18 protein-coding genes, 1 pseudogene and 1 other annotated feature are annotated in these 20,740 nt (G+C 38.6%); of the genes and pseudogenes, 17 read left to right on the forward strand and 2 right to left on the reverse strand.

Translation table 11 applies throughout. The features are described 5' to 3' along the window. Positions 1–238 precede the first annotated feature (238 nt). The 3 genes from JBW_RS09210 to JBW_RS25655 all read left to right on the forward strand — a co-directional run bounded on the left by JBW_RS09210 (position 239) and on the right by JBW_RS25655 (position 2,646). Positions 239–1,396: an aminotransferase class V-fold PLP-dependent enzyme gene (locus JBW_RS09210; protein ID WP_007954420.1), complete on the forward strand. Its 1,158-nt coding sequence runs from the start codon at positions 239–241 to the stop codon at positions 1,394–1,396. After that, positions 1,393–2,415, forward strand: a complete 1,023-nt coding sequence (locus JBW_RS09215; RefSeq protein WP_007954419.1) for a ThiF family adenylyltransferase — start codon at positions 1,393–1,395, stop codon at positions 2,413–2,415. Before JBW_RS09210 ends, JBW_RS09215 begins: the two co-directional genes overlap by 4 nt. 108 nt (positions 2,416–2,523) lie before the next feature. Continuing rightward, on the forward strand, positions 2,524–2,646 hold the full coding sequence (locus JBW_RS25655; RefSeq protein WP_268747892.1) for a PLP-dependent transferase: 123 nt from the start codon (positions 2,524–2,526) through the stop codon (positions 2,644–2,646). A 36-nt stretch (positions 2,647–2,682) separates the two neighbouring features. On the opposite strand, the gene JBW_RS09220 is transcribed toward JBW_RS25655, so the two are convergent. Continuing rightward, a complete protein-coding gene (locus JBW_RS09220) occupies positions 2,683–3,075 on the reverse strand; it encodes a hypothetical protein (RefSeq protein WP_007954417.1) in 393 nt (130 codons plus the stop codon). Between the two features lie 111 nt (positions 3,076–3,186). Next, positions 3,187–3,398, forward strand: a binding site (T-box leader). Positions 3,399–3,448: 50 nt separating this feature from the next. Between JBW_RS09220 and leuS the strand changes: the two genes are divergently transcribed. The 10 genes and pseudogenes from leuS (at position 3,449) to holA (ending at position 15,620) form a co-directional block, all read left to right on the forward strand. After that, positions 3,449–5,929, forward strand: a complete 2,481-nt coding sequence (gene leuS, locus JBW_RS09225) for a leucine--tRNA ligase (RefSeq protein ID WP_007954414.1) — start codon at positions 3,449–3,451, stop codon at positions 5,927–5,929. 328 nt (positions 5,930–6,257) lie between these two features. Continuing rightward, the gene (locus tag JBW_RS09230; protein ID WP_007954412.1) at positions 6,258–7,169 is read left to right on the forward strand and encodes an NUDIX hydrolase; all 912 of its coding nucleotides are present in this window, start codon (positions 6,258–6,260) and stop codon (positions 7,167–7,169) included. Between the two features lie 90 nt (positions 7,170–7,259). Beyond that, complete coding sequence (locus JBW_RS09235; protein ID WP_007954410.1) at positions 7,260–8,600, forward strand: hypothetical protein; 1,341 nt, start codon at positions 7,260–7,262, stop codon at positions 8,598–8,600. Between the two features lie 84 nt (positions 8,601–8,684). Next, a complete protein-coding gene (locus tag JBW_RS09240; RefSeq protein WP_007954408.1) occupies positions 8,685–9,275 on the forward strand; it encodes a helix-hairpin-helix domain-containing protein in 591 nt (196 codons plus the stop codon). 394 nt (positions 9,276–9,669) lie between these two features. Beyond that, positions 9,670–9,963 (forward strand): DUF2325 domain-containing protein, encoded by a 294-nt coding sequence (locus tag JBW_RS09245; protein ID WP_007954407.1) that lies wholly within the window; start codon positions 9,670–9,672, stop codon positions 9,961–9,963. Positions 9,964–9,998: 35 nt separating this feature from the next. Then, complete coding sequence (locus JBW_RS25660) at positions 9,999–10,172, forward strand: DUF2292 domain-containing protein (RefSeq protein ID WP_235334172.1); 174 nt, start codon at positions 9,999–10,001, stop codon at positions 10,170–10,172. A 454-nt stretch (positions 10,173–10,626) separates the two neighbouring features. After that, positions 10,627–10,739: pseudogene (locus tag JBW_RS23990) on the forward strand (ATP-binding cassette domain-containing protein); the annotation flags it as partial. Between the two features lie 99 nt (positions 10,740–10,838). Beyond that, on the forward strand, positions 10,839–12,038 hold the full coding sequence (locus tag JBW_RS09255; protein ID WP_007954400.1) for a MalY/PatB family protein: 1,200 nt from the start codon (positions 10,839–10,841) through the stop codon (positions 12,036–12,038). 143 nt (positions 12,039–12,181) lie between these two features. Then, on the forward strand, positions 12,182–14,563 hold the full coding sequence (locus JBW_RS09260; protein WP_007954398.1) for a DNA internalization-related competence protein ComEC/Rec2: 2,382 nt from the start codon (positions 12,182–12,184) through the stop codon (positions 14,561–14,563). Positions 14,564–14,582: 19 nt separating this feature from the next. Beyond that, the gene (holA, locus tag JBW_RS09265; protein WP_007954396.1) at positions 14,583–15,620 is read left to right on the forward strand and encodes a DNA polymerase III subunit delta; all 1,038 of its coding nucleotides are present in this window, start codon (positions 14,583–14,585) and stop codon (positions 15,618–15,620) included. Positions 15,621–15,739: 119 nt separating this feature from the next. Here holA and rpsT read toward each other — a convergent pair whose 3' ends face one another. Then, the gene (gene rpsT / locus JBW_RS09270; protein ID WP_007936526.1) at positions 15,740–16,006 is read right to left on the reverse strand and encodes a 30S ribosomal protein S20; all 267 of its coding nucleotides are present in this window, start codon (positions 16,004–16,006) and stop codon (positions 15,740–15,742) included. A 219-nt stretch (positions 16,007–16,225) separates the two neighbouring features. Here rpsT and gpr point away from each other — a divergent pair, with 219 nt between their 5' ends. The 4 genes from gpr (at position 16,226) to lepA (ending at position 20,740) form a co-directional block, all read left to right on the forward strand. Then, a complete protein-coding gene (gene gpr / locus JBW_RS09275) occupies positions 16,226–17,197 on the forward strand; it encodes a GPR endopeptidase (protein ID WP_007954387.1) in 972 nt (323 codons plus the stop codon). A gap of 160 nt (positions 17,198–17,357) precedes the next feature. Next, positions 17,358–18,416: a stage II sporulation protein P gene (gene spoIIP, locus JBW_RS09280; protein ID WP_007954385.1), complete on the forward strand. Its 1,059-nt coding sequence runs from the start codon at positions 17,358–17,360 to the stop codon at positions 18,414–18,416. Between the two features lie 38 nt (positions 18,417–18,454). Beyond that, entirely contained in the window at positions 18,455–18,868 is a 414-nt protein-coding gene (locus JBW_RS09285) for a hypothetical protein (protein WP_007954378.1), read from the forward strand. Between the two features lie 75 nt (positions 18,869–18,943). Then, positions 18,944–20,740, forward strand: a complete 1,797-nt coding sequence (lepA, locus tag JBW_RS09290; RefSeq protein WP_007954372.1) for a translation elongation factor 4 — start codon at positions 18,944–18,946, stop codon at positions 20,738–20,740.

Below are 20,740 nucleotides of genomic sequence, written 5' to 3' on the forward strand. Positions count from 1 at the left end.
CAATACACTAAGTTTAAGATATTTATCAAGGGTTCTTTTTAAAGAAGTTAATAAGTGCTGGAGTTAAAAATGACTTGAATTCTAAATCCAAATGCAGTAATATTTAAACGACTAGTAATTTAGAATAACAAAATTAGGACTGAGAAGATATTTAAGGCTAAGATCGTTGTATCCTGATAAAGGAGATGTCTTAGTCTTTTTTAGATTTGTAGTTTAATAGTAGGAAGGTGTAGTTTCTATGATCTATCTGGATAATGCTGCCACCTCTTGGCCTAAGCCGGAAAGCGTATATCAAATGGTTGACAAGGTTATGCGACAAATCGGAGCAAATCCTGGCCGTTCGGGGCATACCATGGCAATTGAAGCTGGCAGACTAGTTCAAGAAACAAGAGAATTAGCGGCAGCATTGTTTGCGATTCCTCATCCGTCTCAGGTGGTATTTACCTTAAATGTTACTGATTCTCTTAATCTGGCTTTAAAAGGATTGCTGCAGCCAGGTGATCATGTTATTACCAGTTCTATGGAACATAATGCTATGGCTCGCCCCTTAGAAGCGCTGCGTAAAAATGGAGTAACTGTTACCAAGGTGGCGACATCGCCTGTTAATGGAATTTCTCTCCGGGAGATTCAGAATGCTATTCAGGCAAATACTAAGTTAATTGCCATAACTCATGCTTCTAATGTGACTGGTACATTAAATCCCATTGGGGAAATTGGACAAATTGCAAGAGAGTTTGGTGTTGCCTTTTTAGTAGATTGTGCCCAAACTGCAGGAGTTTTTCCAATCAATGTCCAGGAAATGGGAATTGACCTTTTGGCTTTTCCTGGTCATAAATCTTTATTAGGCTGTCAGGGGGTTGGCGGGCTATATGTCCATAAGGGGATTACTCTAAAAACCTTGCGTGAAGGCGGTACTGGCAGCCATTCCGAGTCTTTAGAACAACCGGATGAATTACCAGAACGTTATGAGAGCGGCACACTTAATACTTCAGGAATTGCCGGACTTGGAGCCGGCATTCGATATATCATGGAAACTGGTATGGAAAAGATAAAGCAGCGGGAAGAAGAATTGACAAATCTGTTAGTAGCAGGTTTGGCGAAAATACCGGGAGTGGTGCTTTATGGTCCGCCATTGGGACAGCAGCGAGCTGCTGTTGTGTCATTTAATCTTGAGCAGATCAGTGCGAATGAGCTGTGTATGATTTTGGATAAATCCTTTCAGATTGCTGTCCGTCCAGGTCTGCATTGTGCCCCGGATGCTCATCGAGTACTGGGAACCTTGCAGGGGGGCACAATCCGTATTAGTCCAGGCTATTTTACTAGAGAAGAAGAAATAGAAACGTGCTTACAGGCAATTACTGCGATTGGGAAAGAATTGGTGGAGGAAATGAAATGATACATGTACCAGAACGATACTCCAGGCAAGCTATTTTTCAAGGTATCGGTTCAGCGGGTCAGGAGAAGATTGGGCACAGTCGGGTGGCGATCATTGGTTTAGGAGCACTGGGAACTGTAGTTGCCAATAACTTGGTGAGAGCTGGGATTGGATATATACGCTTAATTGACCGTGATTTTGTAGAGATAAGCAATTTACAGCGGCAAACGATTTTTGATGAAGCGGATGTTCGTGAGCAACTTCCTAAAGCCGTTGCTGCTGCTCAGCATTTGGAAAAGGTCAATTCAGAAATAACACTAGAGGCAATCGTCAGCGATGTGAATGCCTCAAATATTGAAACGCTGTTAACGGATATTGACCTTGTCATGGATGGCACGGATAATTTTGAGACTCGCTTCCTTTTAAATGATGTCTGTTTAAAAAAGAATATTCCTTGGGTGCACGGGGCTGTATTAGGGAGTTATGGTCTTACTGCGAACATGATTCCAGGACAAACTCCATGTTATCGATGCTTCATGCCTGAAATGCCAGAAACAGGGGCTGGCGGCACTTGCAGCTCAGTTGGAGTGCTGAATATGATTACGGGTATCATTTCATCTTATGCATCGGCAGAAGCTTTAAAAATACTGGTTGGCAGTTCTGATATCAGAAAGTCAGCCCTTTTCATTGATGTTTGGAATAACTCTTTTCATAGCAAAGAGCTATCGAGGCAATCAGATTGTCCTGCCTGTGTTAAACATGAATATCATTATCTTGCTAAAGGAAAAGGTACCTATACGACTTTGCTATGCGGGCAAAAAGCAGTGCAGATTGTGCCAGGTCAGGTTCGCAAGATGGATTTTTCCGATATTCTAAAGCGTTTGGCCCATGTTGGAGAAATTCAATCCAATCCTTTTCTTTTGCGTTTGAAAATTCATGAGATAGAAATAACTCTTTTTGCTGACGGACGGGCGATTATCAAAAATGTTGAAAATGAAAATAAAGCAAAGGCCCTCTATACAGAGTATTTTGGATTGTGATCAATATGCAATGCATTACACATTTGTATATTTTTGGGATCATGACATTTAGTGATTGTCAATATGATTGTCCCGAGTGTAACTTTTCTTTTCTCAGCAGTGTAGCTGCTGCCTGAAGAGCAATTAACGAGTGGTATTACAGAGGATCTTATACGCCTATCCATTGGACTGGAAGATATAAATGATTTACTGTATTATCTCGATAAAGCACTTACTGAGTCAGTAATATAAAATAAACCGGTCTCTACAGTTGAGACCGGTTTATTTTTATACTGTTTTCATCCACTTTTCAAATTCCTCAACGACTTCCTCACGTGCAACTTGTACGGCCTCGCCGCTCCACTCTTGTCCGGTATCCCCATCATACCAGAGGTCTTTATTGCTGAATGTACCTGTAGGGTATAATTTTTCTTGTATGGCTGTATGCATGCCATCAAGTAGGCTTTGCTTAATGGTTTTACGTGATGTTCTATGACCTGATTTTTCTGTAGGGGTTACTTCAAGACCCGTCTCCCCTTTGCTGATTTCAATATGAGATAACACTTTTCCTTGTGCTTGGGCTGCTGAAATGGACTGTCTGGCAGCACTAGTTGCTTGTTCATGGCTAATCGTATCGTCAGACACAGTAATTCTAATATTTCCTATGATTAGTTTATACATAGAATACACCTCCCAAGAAAAAATATATGCATTTTAAAAAAATATAGAACTAGATAATAGACACCAATAGTGTTAATTTGACTTTCAAGATAGGGTGGGATATAATATTATTCAAGTCCTAAGATACAGAGTAGTAGGCTTTGTTTATGGTGCAGAAAGTTGGCGGATGATGCGAGCCAGCCCTTAAATTTGCTGAACTCACTGTGGAGGATCAGCTATGAATTAGTAATAGCTGACGCTTGATTAGTGTTAACAATCATTGAGAGGATGGCAATAGCTGTCAATCAGGGTGGTATCGCGGGTGTATATAACTCGTCCCTGGCTAATAAGCCAAGGGGCGGTTTTTTATTTTTTATAAATAGGAGGATTTTAAATGAACGAAAGATATAATCCTAAAGAAATTGAATCTAAATGGCAGAAATACTGGACTGAAAATAATGCTTTTAAAACGGAACTCAATCGTCAGCGTCCAGAATATTATGTTTTAGAAATGTTTCCTTATCCTTCCGGCAATTTACATATGGGTCATGTTCGCAACTATTCCATTGGTGATGTAATTGCGAGATTCAAAAGCATGCAAGGTTATAATGTACTTCATCCTATGGGATGGGATTCTTTTGGGATGCCTGCTGAAAATGCGGCGATCAAGCATGGTGTTCATCCTGCAGAGTGGACCTGGGAAAATATTGCCAATATGCGGCGTCAACAGCAGGAATTAGGTTTATCTTATGATTGGGATCGTGAAGTGGCAACCTGTCATCCTGATTATTATCGCTGGACCCAATGGTTATTCTTATTGTTCGTAGAGCGTGGACTTGCCTATAAGAAGAAAGCTGCAGTGAATTGGTGTAATGAATGTAATACCGTGCTCGCAAATGAGCAAGTAATTGATGGTGCTTGCTGGCGCTGCGATTCTGTCGTAGTTAAAAAAGAATTAGAACAGTGGTTTTTCAAAATTACAGACTATGCGGATCGGCTTTTAAATGATCTTAGTGAGCTTAAGGGCTGGCCTGAGAGAGTTAAAACGATGCAGGAAAATTGGATTGGTCGTAGTGAAGGAGCGGAATTCAGCTTTGCTGTGGCAGGTTCTGAAGAAAAAATTGCTGTATATACAACACGACATGATACGGCTTTTGGTGTAAGTTATGTAGTATTGGCACCGGAGCATAAATTGGTAGAAAAGCTGATTGCTGGTAAAGACAATGCAGGGGAAATTCGTCAATTTGTTGATAAAGTACGCAATATGAGCGAGATTAGCCGAACCTCCAGTGAGTTTGAAAAAGAAGGTATATTTACAGGGGCTTATGCTATAAATCCGTTCACTGGTCAAGAGGTGCCAATTTGGGTAGCAAATTATGTTTTGGTGGAATATGGTACTGGAGCAGTTATGGGCGTTCCAGCCCATGATGAACGAGACTGGCAATTTGCCAATAAATATAATTTAACTAAAAAGATCGTTGTGCAGCCTGAAGGGCAGGAATTGGCACTAGACACGATGGAAGGCGCATACAGCGGCGATGGTATCATGGTCAATTCTGGGCAGTTTAGTGGTATGAAGAGTGAAGCAGGTAAAGTAGCAATCGCAAAATGGTTAGAAGAACAAGGCTATGGCAAGCGCCATGTAAATTATCGTTTGCGCGATTGGCTGGTATCTCGTCAACGCTATTGGGGGGCACCAATTCCTCTTATCAATTGTGCTGACTGTGGTAGTGTGCCTGTTCCAAAGGAACAGTTACCTGTTTTATTGCCCGAGAATGTAAATTTTGCTGCAGGCTCGGTTTCGCCGTTAGCCAAGGTAGAAGAGTTTGTAAATTGTACATGTCCTAAATGTGGTGGCCCTGCGAAGCGTGAGACTGATACGATGGATACTTTTATTTGTTCCTCATGGTATTATATGCGTTATGCAGACCCTAAGAATACAAATCTTCCTTTTGAGTCCTCAAAGGCTGATTATTGGGCACCTGTCGATCAATATATTGGTGGTATTGAGCATGCGATATTACATCTTTTATATTCAAGGTTTTTTACAAAAGTGCTTAAAGATGCAGGATTAGTAAATGTAAATGAGCCATTTAAGAACCTATTAACACAAGGAATGGTTATAAAAGATGGTTCCAAAATGTCTAAGTCTAAGGGGAATGTCGTGTCTCCTGAAGAAATTATTGCAAAATATGGGGCTGATACAGCTCGATTGTTTATTTTATTTGCTGCTCCGCCGGAACGTGACTTAGAATGGAATGATCAAGGCGTAGAAGGTTCTTATCGATTCCTTGGACGTCTGTGGAGAATTGTGGATCACTATGCTTCTTTCATGGCAGGAGAAGAGTCGGGATATGACAATAGCACTCTTAGTAAAGAGGAACGAAATCTTAGACGTGTATTGCATGCAACGATTAAGAAAGTAACAGAAGATATTGGTGATCGCTTCAACTTTAATACCGCCATTAGTTCTATTATGGAATTAGTAAATGCAATGTATACCGCTAAGGATCAGAATCTAGCTGTCAATCCTGGGTTAGTGCGAGAACTTGTTTCAAGTTTATTATGCTTGTTAGCCCCTTTCGCGCCTCATATCACAGAAGAATTGTGGAGCGAAACCATTGGCCAAGGTAGTGTGCATAAACATATATGGCCTGTGTTTGATGAGGATGCTATAAAGTTAGAAGAAGTAGAAATTGTTGTACAGATTAATGGGAAAGTGCGGGAAAAAATTGTTGTTTCTGCCACACTTACGCCAAAGGAGTTAGAAGAAAAAGTATTAGAGCAAGAAAAAGTGCAGGCACTGATTCATGAGAAACAAGTGATAAAAGTAATTGCCATAGCAGGAAAATTAGTTAATATTGTAGTACGTTAATGATTTATTTTAGAATGTAATGATATAGAAATAGTCCGGTCGAATATATCGATCGGACTATTTCTATATCATTACGTGGAACTGCTACTTAAAAAGAAGATATCCTTTAATTGAATCAAGAACCTTTTCTGAAAATAAATTGCCAAGAGAATCAAGGACATGTATAATAATACTAATAAGATAATATCAAAATGATAATATCAAAATGATGATATAAGAATTATCTTAAATGGAAACCGCCAATTACTCTATTTTTTTCTAAAGAAGACTTGATTCTGGTGGGGTTTTAACTTCCATCGGATATGATAATTAGCGGGAGGTTAAGGATATGAATGAATCCAAACATGGTTTTTTTAAAGATGATGGCAGCAATCATCAAATACATTCCTCGAATACGGTAGATATGGTTATTTTCAGTGCAATTGATAGTGAAGATAAAGATCCAAGACGACTGCCTGATAAGGTACTGCAAATTCTTTTGGTAAAAAAGAAAAAGGACGTATTAAAAACAAATGGCAATGCATCCCAAGAGGGAAAATGGTCTTTGCCGGGAGGGTTTGTTAATTACGAAGAAAGCATTGATGAAGCTGCTATAAGGGAATTAAAGGAAGAAACAAACTTGGAGAATGTATATATGGAGCAGCTTTATACATGGGGGCGAGTTTATACTAACCTTCATAGAAGGGTGATAAGCACATCCTACATGGCCTTGGTAGATCGAAAAAAGTTTACTGTAAAATCAGGTGAAGATGCAGAAGATGTACGATGGTTTAATGTCCGCAGTAATGTAATTGGCAAATATAAACATCCAACGATAAATGGATATATTCTTGAACAAACCTTTGAAATTATAATAGAAAATAAAGAAATAACCATAAAAGATCATGTGATAGTAAAAAATACAGTGGAGGGACATATCTCCAAAACAGAAAACACGTATGTCGAGAATAAAGATGGCTTAGCTTTTGAACATGCTAAAGTTATACAGTATGCTCTTGATAGGTTGAAAAATAAAGTAATGTATACAGACATTGCTTTTAGCTTGATGCCAGAATTATTTACGCTTACTGAACTGCAAAAAGTGTATGAGGTTTTATATCGCCGGGAATTAGCAGATGCTTATTTTCGAAAAAAAGTTAAACGAATGCTTACAAAAACAGCATTATTATCAGAAGGTAAGCAGTTTAGACCTTCCAAGTTATATCTTTTTAATCCTCGATGGAAAGATGAAGAGGAATAATAGAGTGAGGCACTACAAAGAAACAAAGAATCATAGTTTGTAAGTTTAAATAGTCTGTATCTTTATTCAATGTGAGAGAGGGGCAAAAAAATGGCTATATTTAATGGTGAAAGATTAGCAGCAGAAATTTTTAAAATTGAAGCAGATAAAATTCGGCGAGGCTGGTATTCTGATAAATATTTTAGTAATAATGTAATCTTATTAGAAGCATTGGCAAAGGAAGGGTATACGTTTTCCGGCAATAGTGACATTAAAGATGTGGATTGTTCTATGGTGCAGGTTGGCGATGTAGAAGTTGAAATGCAATTTTTTACTCGCAGAAGACCATGGAGTTTAGTCGCTGGGGTAGATGAGGCTTTAGCAATTATAAAAATGTGTACTGGCTACTTTGATGAAGAAGGAAAATTCGTAAATACCTACCATACATTAGAGGTTGAAGCAGTGCAGGATGGCACCTTCGTTGAGTATGATGGAGATCCATTGAGTGTACAACCCGTTATTAGAATTCGTGGCCGTTACCGGGATTTTGCTAATCTAGAGACGGTGATCTTAGGGGTTATTGCTGAGCCAACTCGAATTGCCACGAATGTATATAATACGTTAGTCGCTAGTCGCTCTAAAGATATTTTATTTTTTCCTGCACGATTTGCTCACTATAAAATGCAGGCTTTGCATGGATATGCCTATTCATTGGCGATTCAAGCCTACAACCAAAAATATAGTAAGAAAAATTCTCGATTTGTAAGTACAGATGAACAGGGAACTTGGTGGGGTGGAGAAGGTGGAGGAACCATTGCCCATGCGACAATTTGTTGTTTCTTGGGAGATACCGTTGAGACTATGATGCAGTATTCCCGCATTTTTGACAAAATCGTTTCCAGATTGGTATTAGTTGATTTTCATAATGATTGTGTCGGTGAAACGAAAGCTGTAATGACGCAGATGTTTGCTGCTTATCTTGCTTATTATAAGAAAGGTCAATTTGATGAAGCGGAAAAATATAAGCTATATGGGGTACGTCCTGACACCTCTAAAAATATGCGGGATAAATCCATTGTTCCTACGGGAAATAAGCAGCAGGATATGGGAGTATCACCGAGACTTGTGTGGAATTTGCGAGAAGCAATTGACAGCGTTTATCATGAGTGGGACCTAAATGAAGAGGAAACTGCAATTGCCAAAGAGTGGTGTGAAGAAGTCAAGATTTGTGTCACAGGGGGATTTAATGCAAAAAAAATAAGAGAGTTTGAAGAGATGGATGTACCTGTGGACATTTATGGAGTTGGTTCTTCTTTACTGGAAAACTCCGATGAAACCAATAATGATTTTACTGCGGATATCGTTCGTGTAAAGATTAATAGTCAATGGTGCAATCTTTCTAAAATTGGCCGCTCTGTCTGCGAAAACCCTAATTTAGAAAAAATTCAATAATCATATAAGAAATAATCCCTATTGTAAAGGAAAAACTATGTTTTTGTCGAAGGAATAGGCAAGTTACAATAGGGGGGGATATCGATGGTTGAGCAGCGGAATAAGTTATTATTTATTGTGATGCTGGCGATATTGATTGTAGCAAGCAGTTTCTATAGTTTTTGGCAGAAGAACACGGTGGCGGAAGTGGTATCTTCCGATGAAGTTGCAGTTAAAAATGACTTTCGTCAGCCAGAGCAATCTGATGAGATCTTTGTATATATAAGCGGTGCTGTTCATAAACCAGGTGTATTTAAAGCGTCTCCTAATGCTAGAGTATTTGATATTGTAGCGATGGCTGGCGGTCTTACAGATGAGGCTGATAGAGCTAAAACCAATTTAGCTCAGAGTATCAAAGACGGTATGCATATTCATGTAGTGGATATGCTTCCGGTTTCCAATGAACATTCAGCAACGACTGGCACCACCAAGACAAAAGTAGGTAATAAAGTCAATATTAATCATGCTGATAAAAGCGAACTAGACACACTGCCAGGTGTGGGACCTGCGTTAGCAGAGCGAATCATTGAATATCGCCAAACAAATGGCAGTTTTACCAGTATTGATGAGCTAAAGAATGTTCCTGGGATCGGATCAAGTAAATTTGAAAAAATGAAAGAAAAAATCACAAATTGATAATTAGATCAGTTTGTGATTTTCTAAAACTAGAGACGCTATAGGCCGGATATTGTGGAAAATGCCGATATTTCCAAAGTATTCTAACTGGTGCTGAGTAGAGCACAACTATATGTCTAATATCTAACATTATATGGATTTCCATAATATGGACGTAAACTTGCAATTTATAAAAAATACTGGATAGGTTGAAAAGATGTTGATGTAGTTCAATTTTTGTGTTATACTTTTTAAGTATAACAATTGCTGATCAGGATAACTGAAGGCTAAAGGTGTCTCTATAACGGAGATTCTTTTAGCCTTTTTTATATACTAAGCTGACTGGATAACCAGAGGCTGGCTTCTTTCGTAAAAGCGAAGGAACCAGTCTTTTTGATTTTAGGGAAGTGAGAAAATGTCAATTATGCTAGTTGGCGCAGATCATTTAGGAAATATCGAAAAAAAATTGCAGACATTAGGAATTCATGCAATTCATCATGTTACAGGTAGAAATGTTTCTGATCGAAAACGCTTTAAGTTTCCCTTATCTACAACTTTGATTGTTATTTTTATTGATTATATTAATCATACTACAGCGAAAAATATTAAGCAGCTGGCCAAATCTCAAGGGGTTCCCCTCGTGTTCGCAAATCGTTCTTGGAGTTCATTACAAGATAAATTAGTCGATTTCAATTTAAAAGAACTATGATAACTATGTTTTTTATTAAGACGGAGGTCTTTGTAGTGCAGTCCTGTTCGGATGCGAAGAATAATGTGGCAAATTTAAGAGGGGCGATTAAACCATTGCCTTCTCAAGTGTTTGATATTATTGAGCATTTTTTATTAAACGTTCAACATGGTCACTTAATTTTAATGATACAAGATGGATTTGTTGTTAAAATAGATAAAATAGAATAGTTTATGATCTCGGCTAAAAAGTAGAGAGGGTGGTTATTCAATAAAGGCAAAGAAAAATCATCCTATGCAAATGAAAATTTTATCTGATTTACAAAGCATACGATACGGACAATTGGTCATTGATGTGAATAATGGGCAATGAAATCTGAGAAGTCTTTTTAGCTTCGGTAACTATAAAATAAAGGTATACTCTTGTAATGATTTTTTTAATTCTTTATTTATAAAATACTCTGATGCACTGGTTACTACTCTTGTAACCAAAGATCGGATCACAGGTCATAACCCAGTTGCGGCTTTATATACGACTCACTCATACTATAGGCGATTACTGCAAGCAAAAGTAATTCAGCTTTTTTGTATGTTCAAGAAAATGTGAATGACTTTTGAGGTGGAGTAGTATGATACAAGTAAAGGGGTACACAAATCATTTGGAAAGCAGCAAGTATTAAATGGAATTGACCTTACCGTAGAGAAAGGTGGGTAGTTGTGCTATTAGGTCCCAGTGGCTCTGGCAAGACAACTTTTTTACGGTGCCTAAATTTTTTGGAGCATCCAGATGATGGAGAAACGAATTTTACCTGCTTCGGATTATTCTATATAAAGACAGTAATTGTACTGTTTAAATATATAATTGAACAACAGAATGTTCAGTGAGGATGTGGTAACATGACAAATCGTAATATACTATTTGATTTTGATAAAATAATACCTCGCCAAGGGACTGGCAGCCGCAAATGGGATGCTTTGGAGAATGTATTTGGCAGTAATGATGTACTGCCTCTTTGGATCGCTGATATGGATTTTTCTTCACCCAAAGCAGTGTCCACTGCGATCATAGAACGTGCTAAGCATCCAATCTATGCGTACAATACTCAGGAGAAATCTCTTTATCAGTCCGTAATCGAGTGGGCGAAGAAACGTCATGGCTGGGAAATTGAAGAAGAGTGGATCCTGCTTGCTCCTGGTGTTGTTCCATCTATAAGTCTGTCAATTTTTGCACTTTCAGAACCAGGCGATGGTATTATTATTCAACCTCCTGTGTACCCGCCATTTTTTGCTTCTATTAAAGATAATGAACGTAAGGTCGTTGAAAATCCCCTTCTTTTAAAAAATGGACGCTATGAAATCGACTTTGAGGACTTAGAGCAAAAACTAGCTGATCCAAATAATAAATTGCTTTTATTATGCAGTCCCCATAATCCTGTTGGTCGTGTGTGGAGCAGAGAAGAGCTGGAAAAGGTATATGAACTTTGCCAAAAATATGAGGTTGATGTATTGGCAGATGAGATACACAATGATTTAGTATTTCAAGGTCACAAGCATACTGTTTTTGCTTCATTAGGCACACCCGTATGTAAACAAAGTGTTACCTTTATGGCTGCTAGCAAGACTTTCAATGTGGCTGGGCTCAATTTCTCTTTTATAATTGTTCCGTGTAAAAGCAGACGTGGGTTGATTCAGAATTGGATTACCAAGTTGCATATCAGCCGCAATAATGTTTTTGGTGGAATTGGTACTGAAGCTGCTTACAGAGACGGCGAAGCCTGGTTGGATGCATTGCTGATATACCTTGAAAAAAATGCAGATATATTGGTTGAGTTTATTCAAACCAGGTTGACGGAAGTGAAAGTAAGTAAACCAGAAGGCACTTATTTAGTATGGTTAGATTTCCGTGCATATTTTACAAATGATAAAGAATTGCAGAAGTTTCTTGTACACACGGCGAAGGTTGGATTAAACGCAGGCAAAAATTTCGGAACGCAAGGTGAAGGGTTTGCTCGTATTAATATTGCCACGCAAAGAAGTGTCTTGCTAGAAGCGTTAACAAGAATTGAAAAAGCATTGTTGAACTACAAAAAAATATAAGACTAGACAAAAGAAACAATACAAAAATACTGCACATTCATGCAGGATTTTTGTATTTTAGTGGAAAACCTATATGGTTATAAAGAATAACGGTGTCTTGATCATTGAGAGGTAAAAGTAATCATTGAAGGGGTAATTGTCATATGCCCAATATCATTATTTTGATTACAGCAGCATTTACAGCTGGTATTTGGTGCGCTAGTTATTTTATGTGGTTGTTACCTTTTTTATATGTTGGCAGTTTTATTATTACTGTTATTCTGATTTGGAGAATTCACAAACAGCAGTCAGTGACTTGGCTGCTGCCTGTATTATTTTTTATAATTGGTATGTTGCGCTTTATTCATGCAGATGCTTTTGCTATAAACGATATCAGCCGATATGAGGGGGAAACGATAACTGTATATGCTACGATTGAAGAAACACCTCATGTGACGTATTTAGCACAAGAGAAAAGTAGAATTAGCTATATCCTAGCAATTAATGAAGCGCAAGCTAAAAATACTAAAAAAGAAACTGCTTCAGGGAAATTGTATCTGTATGCTAGACAAGCAAATCAGGAGCGGGTTTTTAAAGCGGGAGACAAGATTAAAGTAACTGCTGAAGTTATTGCTTTACATGGATATAATAATCCAGGACAGTATGATAGTGTCGCTGCTGCACATCTGCAGGGTATTAGAGGTCGTATGTCTGTTGCGGGTAATGCGATACACTTAGTTAGTGAGAATCACTCATTCTGGAAAGAAATTATGGAAAAATGGCGGATAGCGATAATCAGTAATATTGAACGTGTAATGCCACCGAGCCATAAGGCGATTCTTGTAGGAATGCTGTTTGGTGGTTATGGCGGAATTCCTCGGGATGTGGTGGCTGATTTTGCTACAACAGGAATTGTACATATCTTGTCCGTATCCGGCTCACATATTGCTTTGGTAGTAGGGGTCATAACCGTAATAGGCACAGGAATATTCAGGCGCTTTACCTTTGCGGATCAACTAATCCCCTTATTTGCAGCTCTTTTTATTACTTTATATGCCGTGTTTTGTGGATTGACACCACCAGTGTTGCGTTCTCTTATAATGGGGTTGATTGGGTTAGGTGCGGTATGTCTGAATCGGGAGAAAGATGCTGCAGTTGCATTATGTTTATCCGTGTTAGGGATGCTGATTTATCAACCAGCATTAATTTATGACTTAAGCTTTCAATTATCTTTTACCGCAACAGCAGGCTTAGTGTTTTTAAATGCTAAAACTGTAAAAATGCTGGAAAGTACGATTCCACTTTGCCTGGCTCGGCCTTTGGGTGTTACCATAGCTGCCCAAGTAGGTGTATTGCCTTTTATTGCTTGGCATTTTAATAGTTTTTCTCTTAGCTCTTTTGTAGCGAACTTATTCATTGTTCCTATTATTGAAGGGATTGTCATATTGGGCTTGTTTGGTGCCTTTAGTAGTATGATCGTTGGTTTTATTGGAGCAATATGCTTAGTGACTTGCAGTTTAATGATTAGCTTGGTTTTACAATTGACGGAATGGCTGGCAGACATGCCTGCGGCAAAGATGTATGTGCCTTCAATTGGACTGGCTGGTAGTATAATATATTATGTTTTGGTAAGCTGGGTATATGGGTATAAACCGAAAAATATGTTATCCTTAAAAGATACGGTGGAAAGATGGCCTCAAAGAAGTGCTGTAGTAGTGTTGATTCTTGTTTTTTGCATCCTAGTATATCGTGTTTATCCTGCTCCTCTTTCTGTTCATTTTATTGATGTAGGACAGGGAGATGCGGCTCTTATCACAACACCCCATGGACGGGCAATTTTAGTGGATACAGGAGGCACTCTAGGGGAAAGTACAGATTTTGATATTGGTTATAGAGTTCTGCTGCCGTATTTAAGACATTATGGTGTGCTGACAATTGATTATCTTTTTTTGACCCATGGTCATCAAGATCATGCTGGGGGAGCGGCAGGAATCGCTGGAGAGATACCGATAAAGCACATTATGTTGTCTCGTGAGAACTATACTCAGGCAGTGTTAAACCTATTGAAGGCAGCACCTAACAGTACCCGTATTGCGGTTTATGAAGGGCAAAAAATAGAGCTTGATGGTGCAGTTGTTAACGTATTGCATGCTGATACAGGATTGAGCCAAAAACAACCAAGTAATGAGGTGTCCAGCGTCATACAGGTACGTTATGGAAAGCATAGTTTTTTATTCACCGGAGATCTTCCAGCCCAAGGAGAAGAAGAGATGCTACATAGTGGTAGGGATATTTTGAGTACGGTATTAAAAGTAGGTCATCACGGTTCAAAAACATCTTCTACCGTAAAATTCTTGCAGACTGTTGATCCGGAATATGCAGTTATTTCTGTAGGAAAAAATAATTCTTTCGGGCATCCTCATGAAGAGATCATCCAGCGCTTGTTGGTTTATGGGAGTAAAATCTATCGCACAGATGAGCAGGGAGCTATCGTATTTAAGACGAATGGCAGTACAATAACAGTTGATACGTTTTTAAAAGATTGAAGAATAACGGGAGGTATTTATGGGGTATGCAGAGGTTATTCAAGGGCTAAAAAAAGGGCAGGTGAAATCTGTTTACCTATTATACGGCGAAGAGGCTTATTTTATAAAGCAGCTCGAGCAGGCAGTGATCACTGCCGTATTAGTACCTGAGGAAATAGACATGAATCTTCTTACTTTAGATAAGGACCCTGCTATAAATGAATTAATTGCCTTAATTGAAACGGTTCCATTTATGGGGGGGAAGAATGTAATTCATATTCGGGGCACTGCATTACTGCGTCCACGAAAAAATGGTGGAAATGAGCAAGGGGAAATCAGTGACAAGGTTGAGGAACGCTTATTTAAGGTCATCAGTGATATGCCAGATTATACGCATTTGATTCTTTCGACTACGGATAAAGTAGATAAACGGCGTAAATTGTTTAAGCTAATCGAAAAGCATGGAGCTACTGTAGAATTAGTCAATATCAAGGCAAAGGATGTGAGAGGCTGGCTTACGGCAAAATTGGCTGATCTGAACAAAAGAATGGATAGCGATGCTACGGAGTATTTTCTAGGAGTAGTTAGCATTATGCCTCAGATATCCCTAAATTTTTTGCATAACGAATTAGAGAAAGCTGCTTTATTTACAGACGGAAAAACTAGAATTAGTCAATCTGATCTTATAACGATTATGTCGAGTATACCGGAAATTTCTATATTTTCAATGATTGATGCAGTTAGTCAAAAGCAAATGGGCAAAGCATTACAGTTAATGGGAGAGCAGTTAAAGTCGGGAGAACATCCTCTTAAGTTGGTATCTTTATTAGCCCGGCAAGTACGCTTGATGTGGCAGGCTAAAGAGATGTCAAAGGATGGATATGGCAGTAGAGAAATCGCCGAAAGACTTGGCTTAGTGCCTTTTATCGGTGAAAAAATGCTGAAACAAAGTAAGAATTTTACCCCAGAGATATTAAAGGAAATTACATTAGCCTTAGCGGCAGCTGACTATGATCTAAAATCTGGTAGGGCTAATAAATCGGCTTTAGAGGAAATCATTATTGCTATGTGTAGATAAAGGTAGAGGGAGAAGAATCAGTGGGTGCGCCCACCTGATTCTTCTCCCTCTACCTTTAGTAGAATGATAACGTAAAAAGCCTCTGAACATAGCAAAATGAACAGAGGCTTTAATCTTAATTAATTAGCTAAAGCGTTAATTTTACGAGCTAATCTCGATTTTTTACGAGCTGCGGCATTTTTATGAACAACACCTTTGCTGGCTGCCTTGTCAATAGTTTTGCTGGCATTAATTAGAAGAGCTTTCGCTTCATCAGTGTTACCAGCAGTTACAGACTCAACTACTTTGCGAGATACAGTTCTAATGGTTGATCTCACCGCAAAGTTTCTAGCACGTCGCTCAGCATCAGTTTTTACGCTACGTTCAGATGACTTAATGTTTGGCAAGTGATTCACCTCCTTAAAGAGCATGTTACCTATAGTATCTTAGCATGTGATTATGGAAAATGCAAGTAACAAATAATAATTTATAGCTATAAGTTGGGAATTTCTCAATGGTTTGCATACTTATAGGAAGATACTTTTATTACGGGATGTGTTAATTGCATAGCTAGTAATATTTTAGGGCAAAATAATTTTGATTTTAGACCTAAGGAGTGGATAAAAGTGGAGCATTTTACAGGTACTTCTCGTACTGATTTAGCATTAGAAGCAAGAGAATTATTAACCAAACAAGTGAGTGAAGATATTCCAGGGGTTTTGGTGGAAACATCCGAAGATGAGGAGGTTGTTCTTACTAAAGTTGATATCACTACACCGGAAGCGGAAAAGATCATGGGAAAGAAACAGGGAACCTATGTCACGATAGAAGCTCAGGGACTCCGTTATAAGAATACTCCTTTGCAAGAAAAAATAATGAAACTATTAGCAGATGAGTTGGTAGGTATGGCGGAACTATCCAAAAAAGCAACAGTCTTAGTCATTGGTTTAGGCAATCGTAATATTACTCCAGATGCTTTAGGTCCGCGGGCTATTGACAAAATTGTAGTAACACGACATTTGCAGGAAATCTTATCCCCTGAGCTCAAGGGAGGAGTACGGTCAATTTGTGCCATCGCTCCAGGTGTTTTAGGGATTACTGGTATGGAGACTGTAGAGATTGTACAGGGATTGGTTAGTAAAATAAAACCGGATCTGGTTATTGCTATTGATGCCCTAGCGGCAGCTTCTAGCCGTAGAGTGATTACCACTGTACAATTAGCCAATACAGGTATCAGCCCTGGTTCTGGTGTAGGGAATAAACGATTTGGTTTGACCCAGGAATCCTTAGGGGTGCCTGTAATTGCTATTGGCGTACCGACCGTTGTTCATGCTTCTACCATTGCCATGGATACAATTAATATCTTACAAGAACATGCGCCATTCGCTCGTTACTTTAAAAGCATGGAGAATTTATCCGATGCGGATCGCAATACGATTGTGCGTCAAGTGTTACCAGAGGTATTAGGTGATTTGATGGTAACTCCCAAAGAGGTAGATCGTTTTATTGACGATATTGCGGTGGCTGTTGCTGGGGGAATTAATCAAGCTATGCACCCTCATATTGATTACGAAAATATACATGCTTATTTGCATTAATAAAATGTAACACTGGTAGAAAAAAGCTTTATTCCTCCTATGGATCTCTAAGCGTATTTCTGTACTATCCCTTTCCTCCCAAGCATATACATTGTATGTAAACAAAAAAGTGTGACAACCTGTGCCTTATTTCTTAGCGCAGATGTCAAGGGAGGAAAGGATGTTAACAAGGCGTGCACGTCACCAGGCAAGGTATCGGTATAAAAAAATAGGATTTGCAATACTTGCTCTGCTTTTCTTAAGCGTAGTAACGTGGCAAGGTTTAGATAAATCTCAAGATGTTATCCCAGCAAGTGCAAATGGTTCCTTGCGACAAGAACAATATGGATTGCCTCAATGGCGTGATATATTATTTTCAGGCATTCCCGGTTTGATTCGTACTACAGAGCCTAGACCAGTAGTAATTGTAAAAAATGAGCAGAATGTACAGCAGCTGCTAAGAGAGACGATGCGGTTTTTAATTGGCGTAGATATTGCTGATATACGTTCTATATTGCAGGTTGAAATTCCCTTGTTGACAAAGGTTAAATCTTTACCTCAAACGGTGAGTGCTATGACCTTGCCCAACTTTCCTAAGTTTGAAAAAAAAGAAACGGTACCAAGCGGCAAGCCTTTGGTTGGTCTTTATTATACGCATACAGCAGAATCCTATGTTCCTAATACGGGTGCTACTCATAAACCTGGAGGGCAGCTAGGCGATATTGTAGATGTAGGGGGAGCACTAGCCAAGCAATTAGGTACTTATGGTATTTCTACGCTGCAAAATACTACTGTTAATGATTATCCAAGTTTTATGAAAGCTTATGATGCTTCAGAGGTTACAGTAAGAAAAATGATAGCTGAGAACCCATCAATTCAGATGTTTTTTGACATTCATCGTGATGCTGGTAACAAAGAAAGTCACACCGCGATGGTAAATGGTGTAGAAGTTGCGAAAATTAAAATACTAGTTTGCATAGGGCAGCAGGATTTAGTTCAGCCTCATTGGCAGCAGAATCATGCTTTTGCTAAGTTAATTGATGCTAAATTAAATCAGCGTTTTCCAGGTCTTTCTTTTGGAATTCAAATGGAAAATTGGCGATATAATCAACATCTTCATCCACGGGCTTTATTGCTTGAGGTAGGGTGCCAGGAGAATACAAAAGAAGAAGCGCAGCGCGCCATGGAAATGTTCGGTGATGTATTAGCTGAGATTATTAATGAAAATAATATACAATAAAGAATGTAGATGTATATTTTATATTAAGAGGTGAGGATGTGTTTTGCTCCTTAGCTTATAGGGATGTTTTAATGATTGTTCGTGGTTTAATGATTTTAGTTGTAGTTATAGCCCTAGGGTTATCTGTAGCAGAACAACAATTAAATACGTTAACACAGCGGCAGGAATTTGTACGTATTTTTGATATAAGCCGCAATCACGAGGGTGTTTATACTATGGAAGTATTAGGCTCTGGCTGCAGTATCAGTGCAGTGTATGCAATCGCTGAAATTAAGAATCAGGATGCTAGTGTAAGTATTAAGACTCCTTTGATTAGCTGGACGGTTCCTAAGTATTTATATATTGATTGCCGCAAAGAGCTGGCTTGGCTGACTTCAAAAATGAAGCATTTGGAAAAGTATCTAAGACAAGGATGGGAAATCACAAATGTTTATTTACGGCAATTTAGGTAATACTTGCAGGTGTTAGGTTCCAGGTGTTATAATCAATAGCAGTAATTATGCTATTGATTTCGAGAGGAGGCCTATATGAAGACGAATAATATCCGCAATTTCTCGATAATTGCTCATATAGATCATGGAAAATCCACCCTTGCTGATCGCCTGATTGAGTATACAGGCACCCTATCTTCCCGGCAGATGGAAGCTCAGGTTTTGGATAATATGGATCTGGAACGAGAACGTGGTATTACAATAAAAGCCCAATCTGTAAGGCTGGAATATACGGCTAAAGATGGCGAGACTTACATGTTAAATCTTATCGATACACCAGGACACGTTGACTTTACCTATGAGGTATCACGTAGTTTGGCAGCTTGCGAAGGAGCACTCTTGATTGTAGATGCTGCCCAGGGGATTGAAGCCCAAACCTTGGCAAATGTGTATTTAGCTTTAGACAATGATTTAGAAATCATTACAGTTATTAATAAAATAGACCTGCCAAGTGCTGATCCAGAAAGAGTAAAACAAGAAGTAGAAGATGTAATTGGTCTGGATACTTCAGAGGCTGTGCTAACTAGTGCTAAATCGGGTATTGGCATTGAAGAGGTACTAGAAGCCATTGTAAAGAAAATTCCACCTCCTAAAGGTACCATTGAAGAACCATTATGTGCACTTATTTTTGACTCTCATTTTGATGCTTATAAAGGTGTTATTGCCTATGTAAGAGTAATCAATGGTATTATTAAGCCGGGTATGAAAATGAAGATGATGGCTACAAATAAAATTGTAGAAGTAACTGAAGTAGGCGTCTTTAGACCTGCTATGACTAATGTCAGTGAACTTGCACCTGGCCATGTGGGGTTTGTAGCTGGGAGTATTAAAAATGTAAAAGATGTTCGTGTTGGCGATACGATTACAGATGCCGACCGTCCCGTTGCCGAGGCACTGTCAGGCTATCGTAAAGTTACGCCCATGGTATATTGTGGCTTGTATCCAGTAGACAGTTCTGAATATGATCTTTTGCGAGATGCTTTGGAAAAATTAAAGCTGAATGATGCATCCTTGGTCTTTGAACCAGAGACTTCTAGCGCTTTAGGTTTTGGTTTTCGTTGTGGATTCTTAGGGCTATTACATATGGAAGTGATTCAAGAGCGATTAGAACGAGAGTATAATATTACCTTAATTACAACAGCACCAAGTGTTATTTATAAAGTCTTCAAGACAGATGGAGAAATCTTTGAAATTGAAAACCCTTCTAAATTACCAACACCTCAGGAAATTGAGCATATTGAGGAACCATATGTTAAGGCAATGGTTATAGTGCCTAATGACTATGTAGGTGTGGTCATGGAACTATCACAAGAAAAACGTGGCGAATTTAAAGATATGAAGTATTTAGATGTGACGAGAGTGATGCTGACATATGAATTGCCTTTGAGTGAAATCATTTATGATTATTTTGACCGTCTAAAATCGGCTACAAGAGGCTATGCATCCTTAGATTATGAATTATTGGGTTACCGAGAATCTAAGCTTGTAAAATTAGATATTTTACTAAATACAGAACCTGTGGATGCTTTGTCAATTATTGTACATCGTGATAAAGCAACCTATCGAGGACGAATTTTGGTCGAAAAGTTAAGAGGAATCATTCCCAGACAAATGTTTGAAATTCCCATTCAAGCTGCGATTGGCAATAAAGTAATTGCTCGTGAAACAGTAAGAGCCATGCGTAAAGATGTTTTAGCGAAATGCTACGGCGGCGATATTAGCCGTAAACGTAAACTTTTAGAAAAACAAAAAGAAGGTAAAAAACGTATGAAGCAGGTAGGTAATGTAGAAGTACCGCAAGAAGCCTTTATGGCTATATTAAAGATTGATTAA

Origin of the sequence: Pelosinus fermentans JBW45, from assembly GCF_000271665.2 — a bacterium.
Classification (GTDB): domain Bacteria; phylum Bacillota; class Negativicutes; order DSM-13327; family DSM-13327; genus Pelosinus; species Pelosinus baikalensis.

Bases quoted from the DNA above. Each gene is read 5' to 3' on its own strand.
- JBW_RS09240 (WP_007954408.1), top strand. From the start codon at position 8,685: ATGGTTGAGCAGCGGAATAAGTTATTATTTATTGTGATGCTGGCGATA.
- leuS (WP_007954414.1), top strand. From the start codon at position 3,449: ATGAACGAAAGATATAATCCTAAAGAAATTGAATCTAAATGGCAGAAA.
- JBW_RS09260 (WP_007954398.1), top strand. From the start codon at position 12,182: ATGCCCAATATCATTATTTTGATTACAGCAGCATTTACAGCTGGTATT.
- holA (WP_007954396.1), top strand. From the start codon at position 14,583: ATGGGGTATGCAGAGGTTATTCAAGGGCTAAAAAAAGGGCAGGTGAAA.
- JBW_RS09215 (WP_007954419.1), top strand. From the start codon at position 1,393: ATGATACATGTACCAGAACGATACTCCAGGCAAGCTATTTTTCAAGGT.
- JBW_RS09235 (WP_007954410.1), top strand. From the start codon at position 7,260: ATGGCTATATTTAATGGTGAAAGATTAGCAGCAGAAATTTTTAAAATT.
- JBW_RS09245 (WP_007954407.1), top strand. From the start codon at position 9,670: ATGTCAATTATGCTAGTTGGCGCAGATCATTTAGGAAATATCGAAAAA.
- JBW_RS09230 (WP_007954412.1), top strand. From the start codon at position 6,258: ATGAATGAATCCAAACATGGTTTTTTTAAAGATGATGGCAGCAATCAT.
- spoIIP (WP_007954385.1), top strand. From the start codon at position 17,358: ATGTTAACAAGGCGTGCACGTCACCAGGCAAGGTATCGGTATAAAAAA.
- JBW_RS09255 (WP_007954400.1), top strand. From the start codon at position 10,839: ATGACAAATCGTAATATACTATTTGATTTTGATAAAATAATACCTCGC.
- JBW_RS09210 (WP_007954420.1), top strand. From the start codon at position 239: ATGATCTATCTGGATAATGCTGCCACCTCTTGGCCTAAGCCGGAAAGC.
- JBW_RS09220 (WP_007954417.1), bottom strand. From the start codon at position 3,075: ATGTATAAACTAATCATAGGAAATATTAGAATTACTGTGTCTGACGAT.
- lepA (WP_007954372.1), top strand. From the start codon at position 18,944: ATGAAGACGAATAATATCCGCAATTTCTCGATAATTGCTCATATAGAT.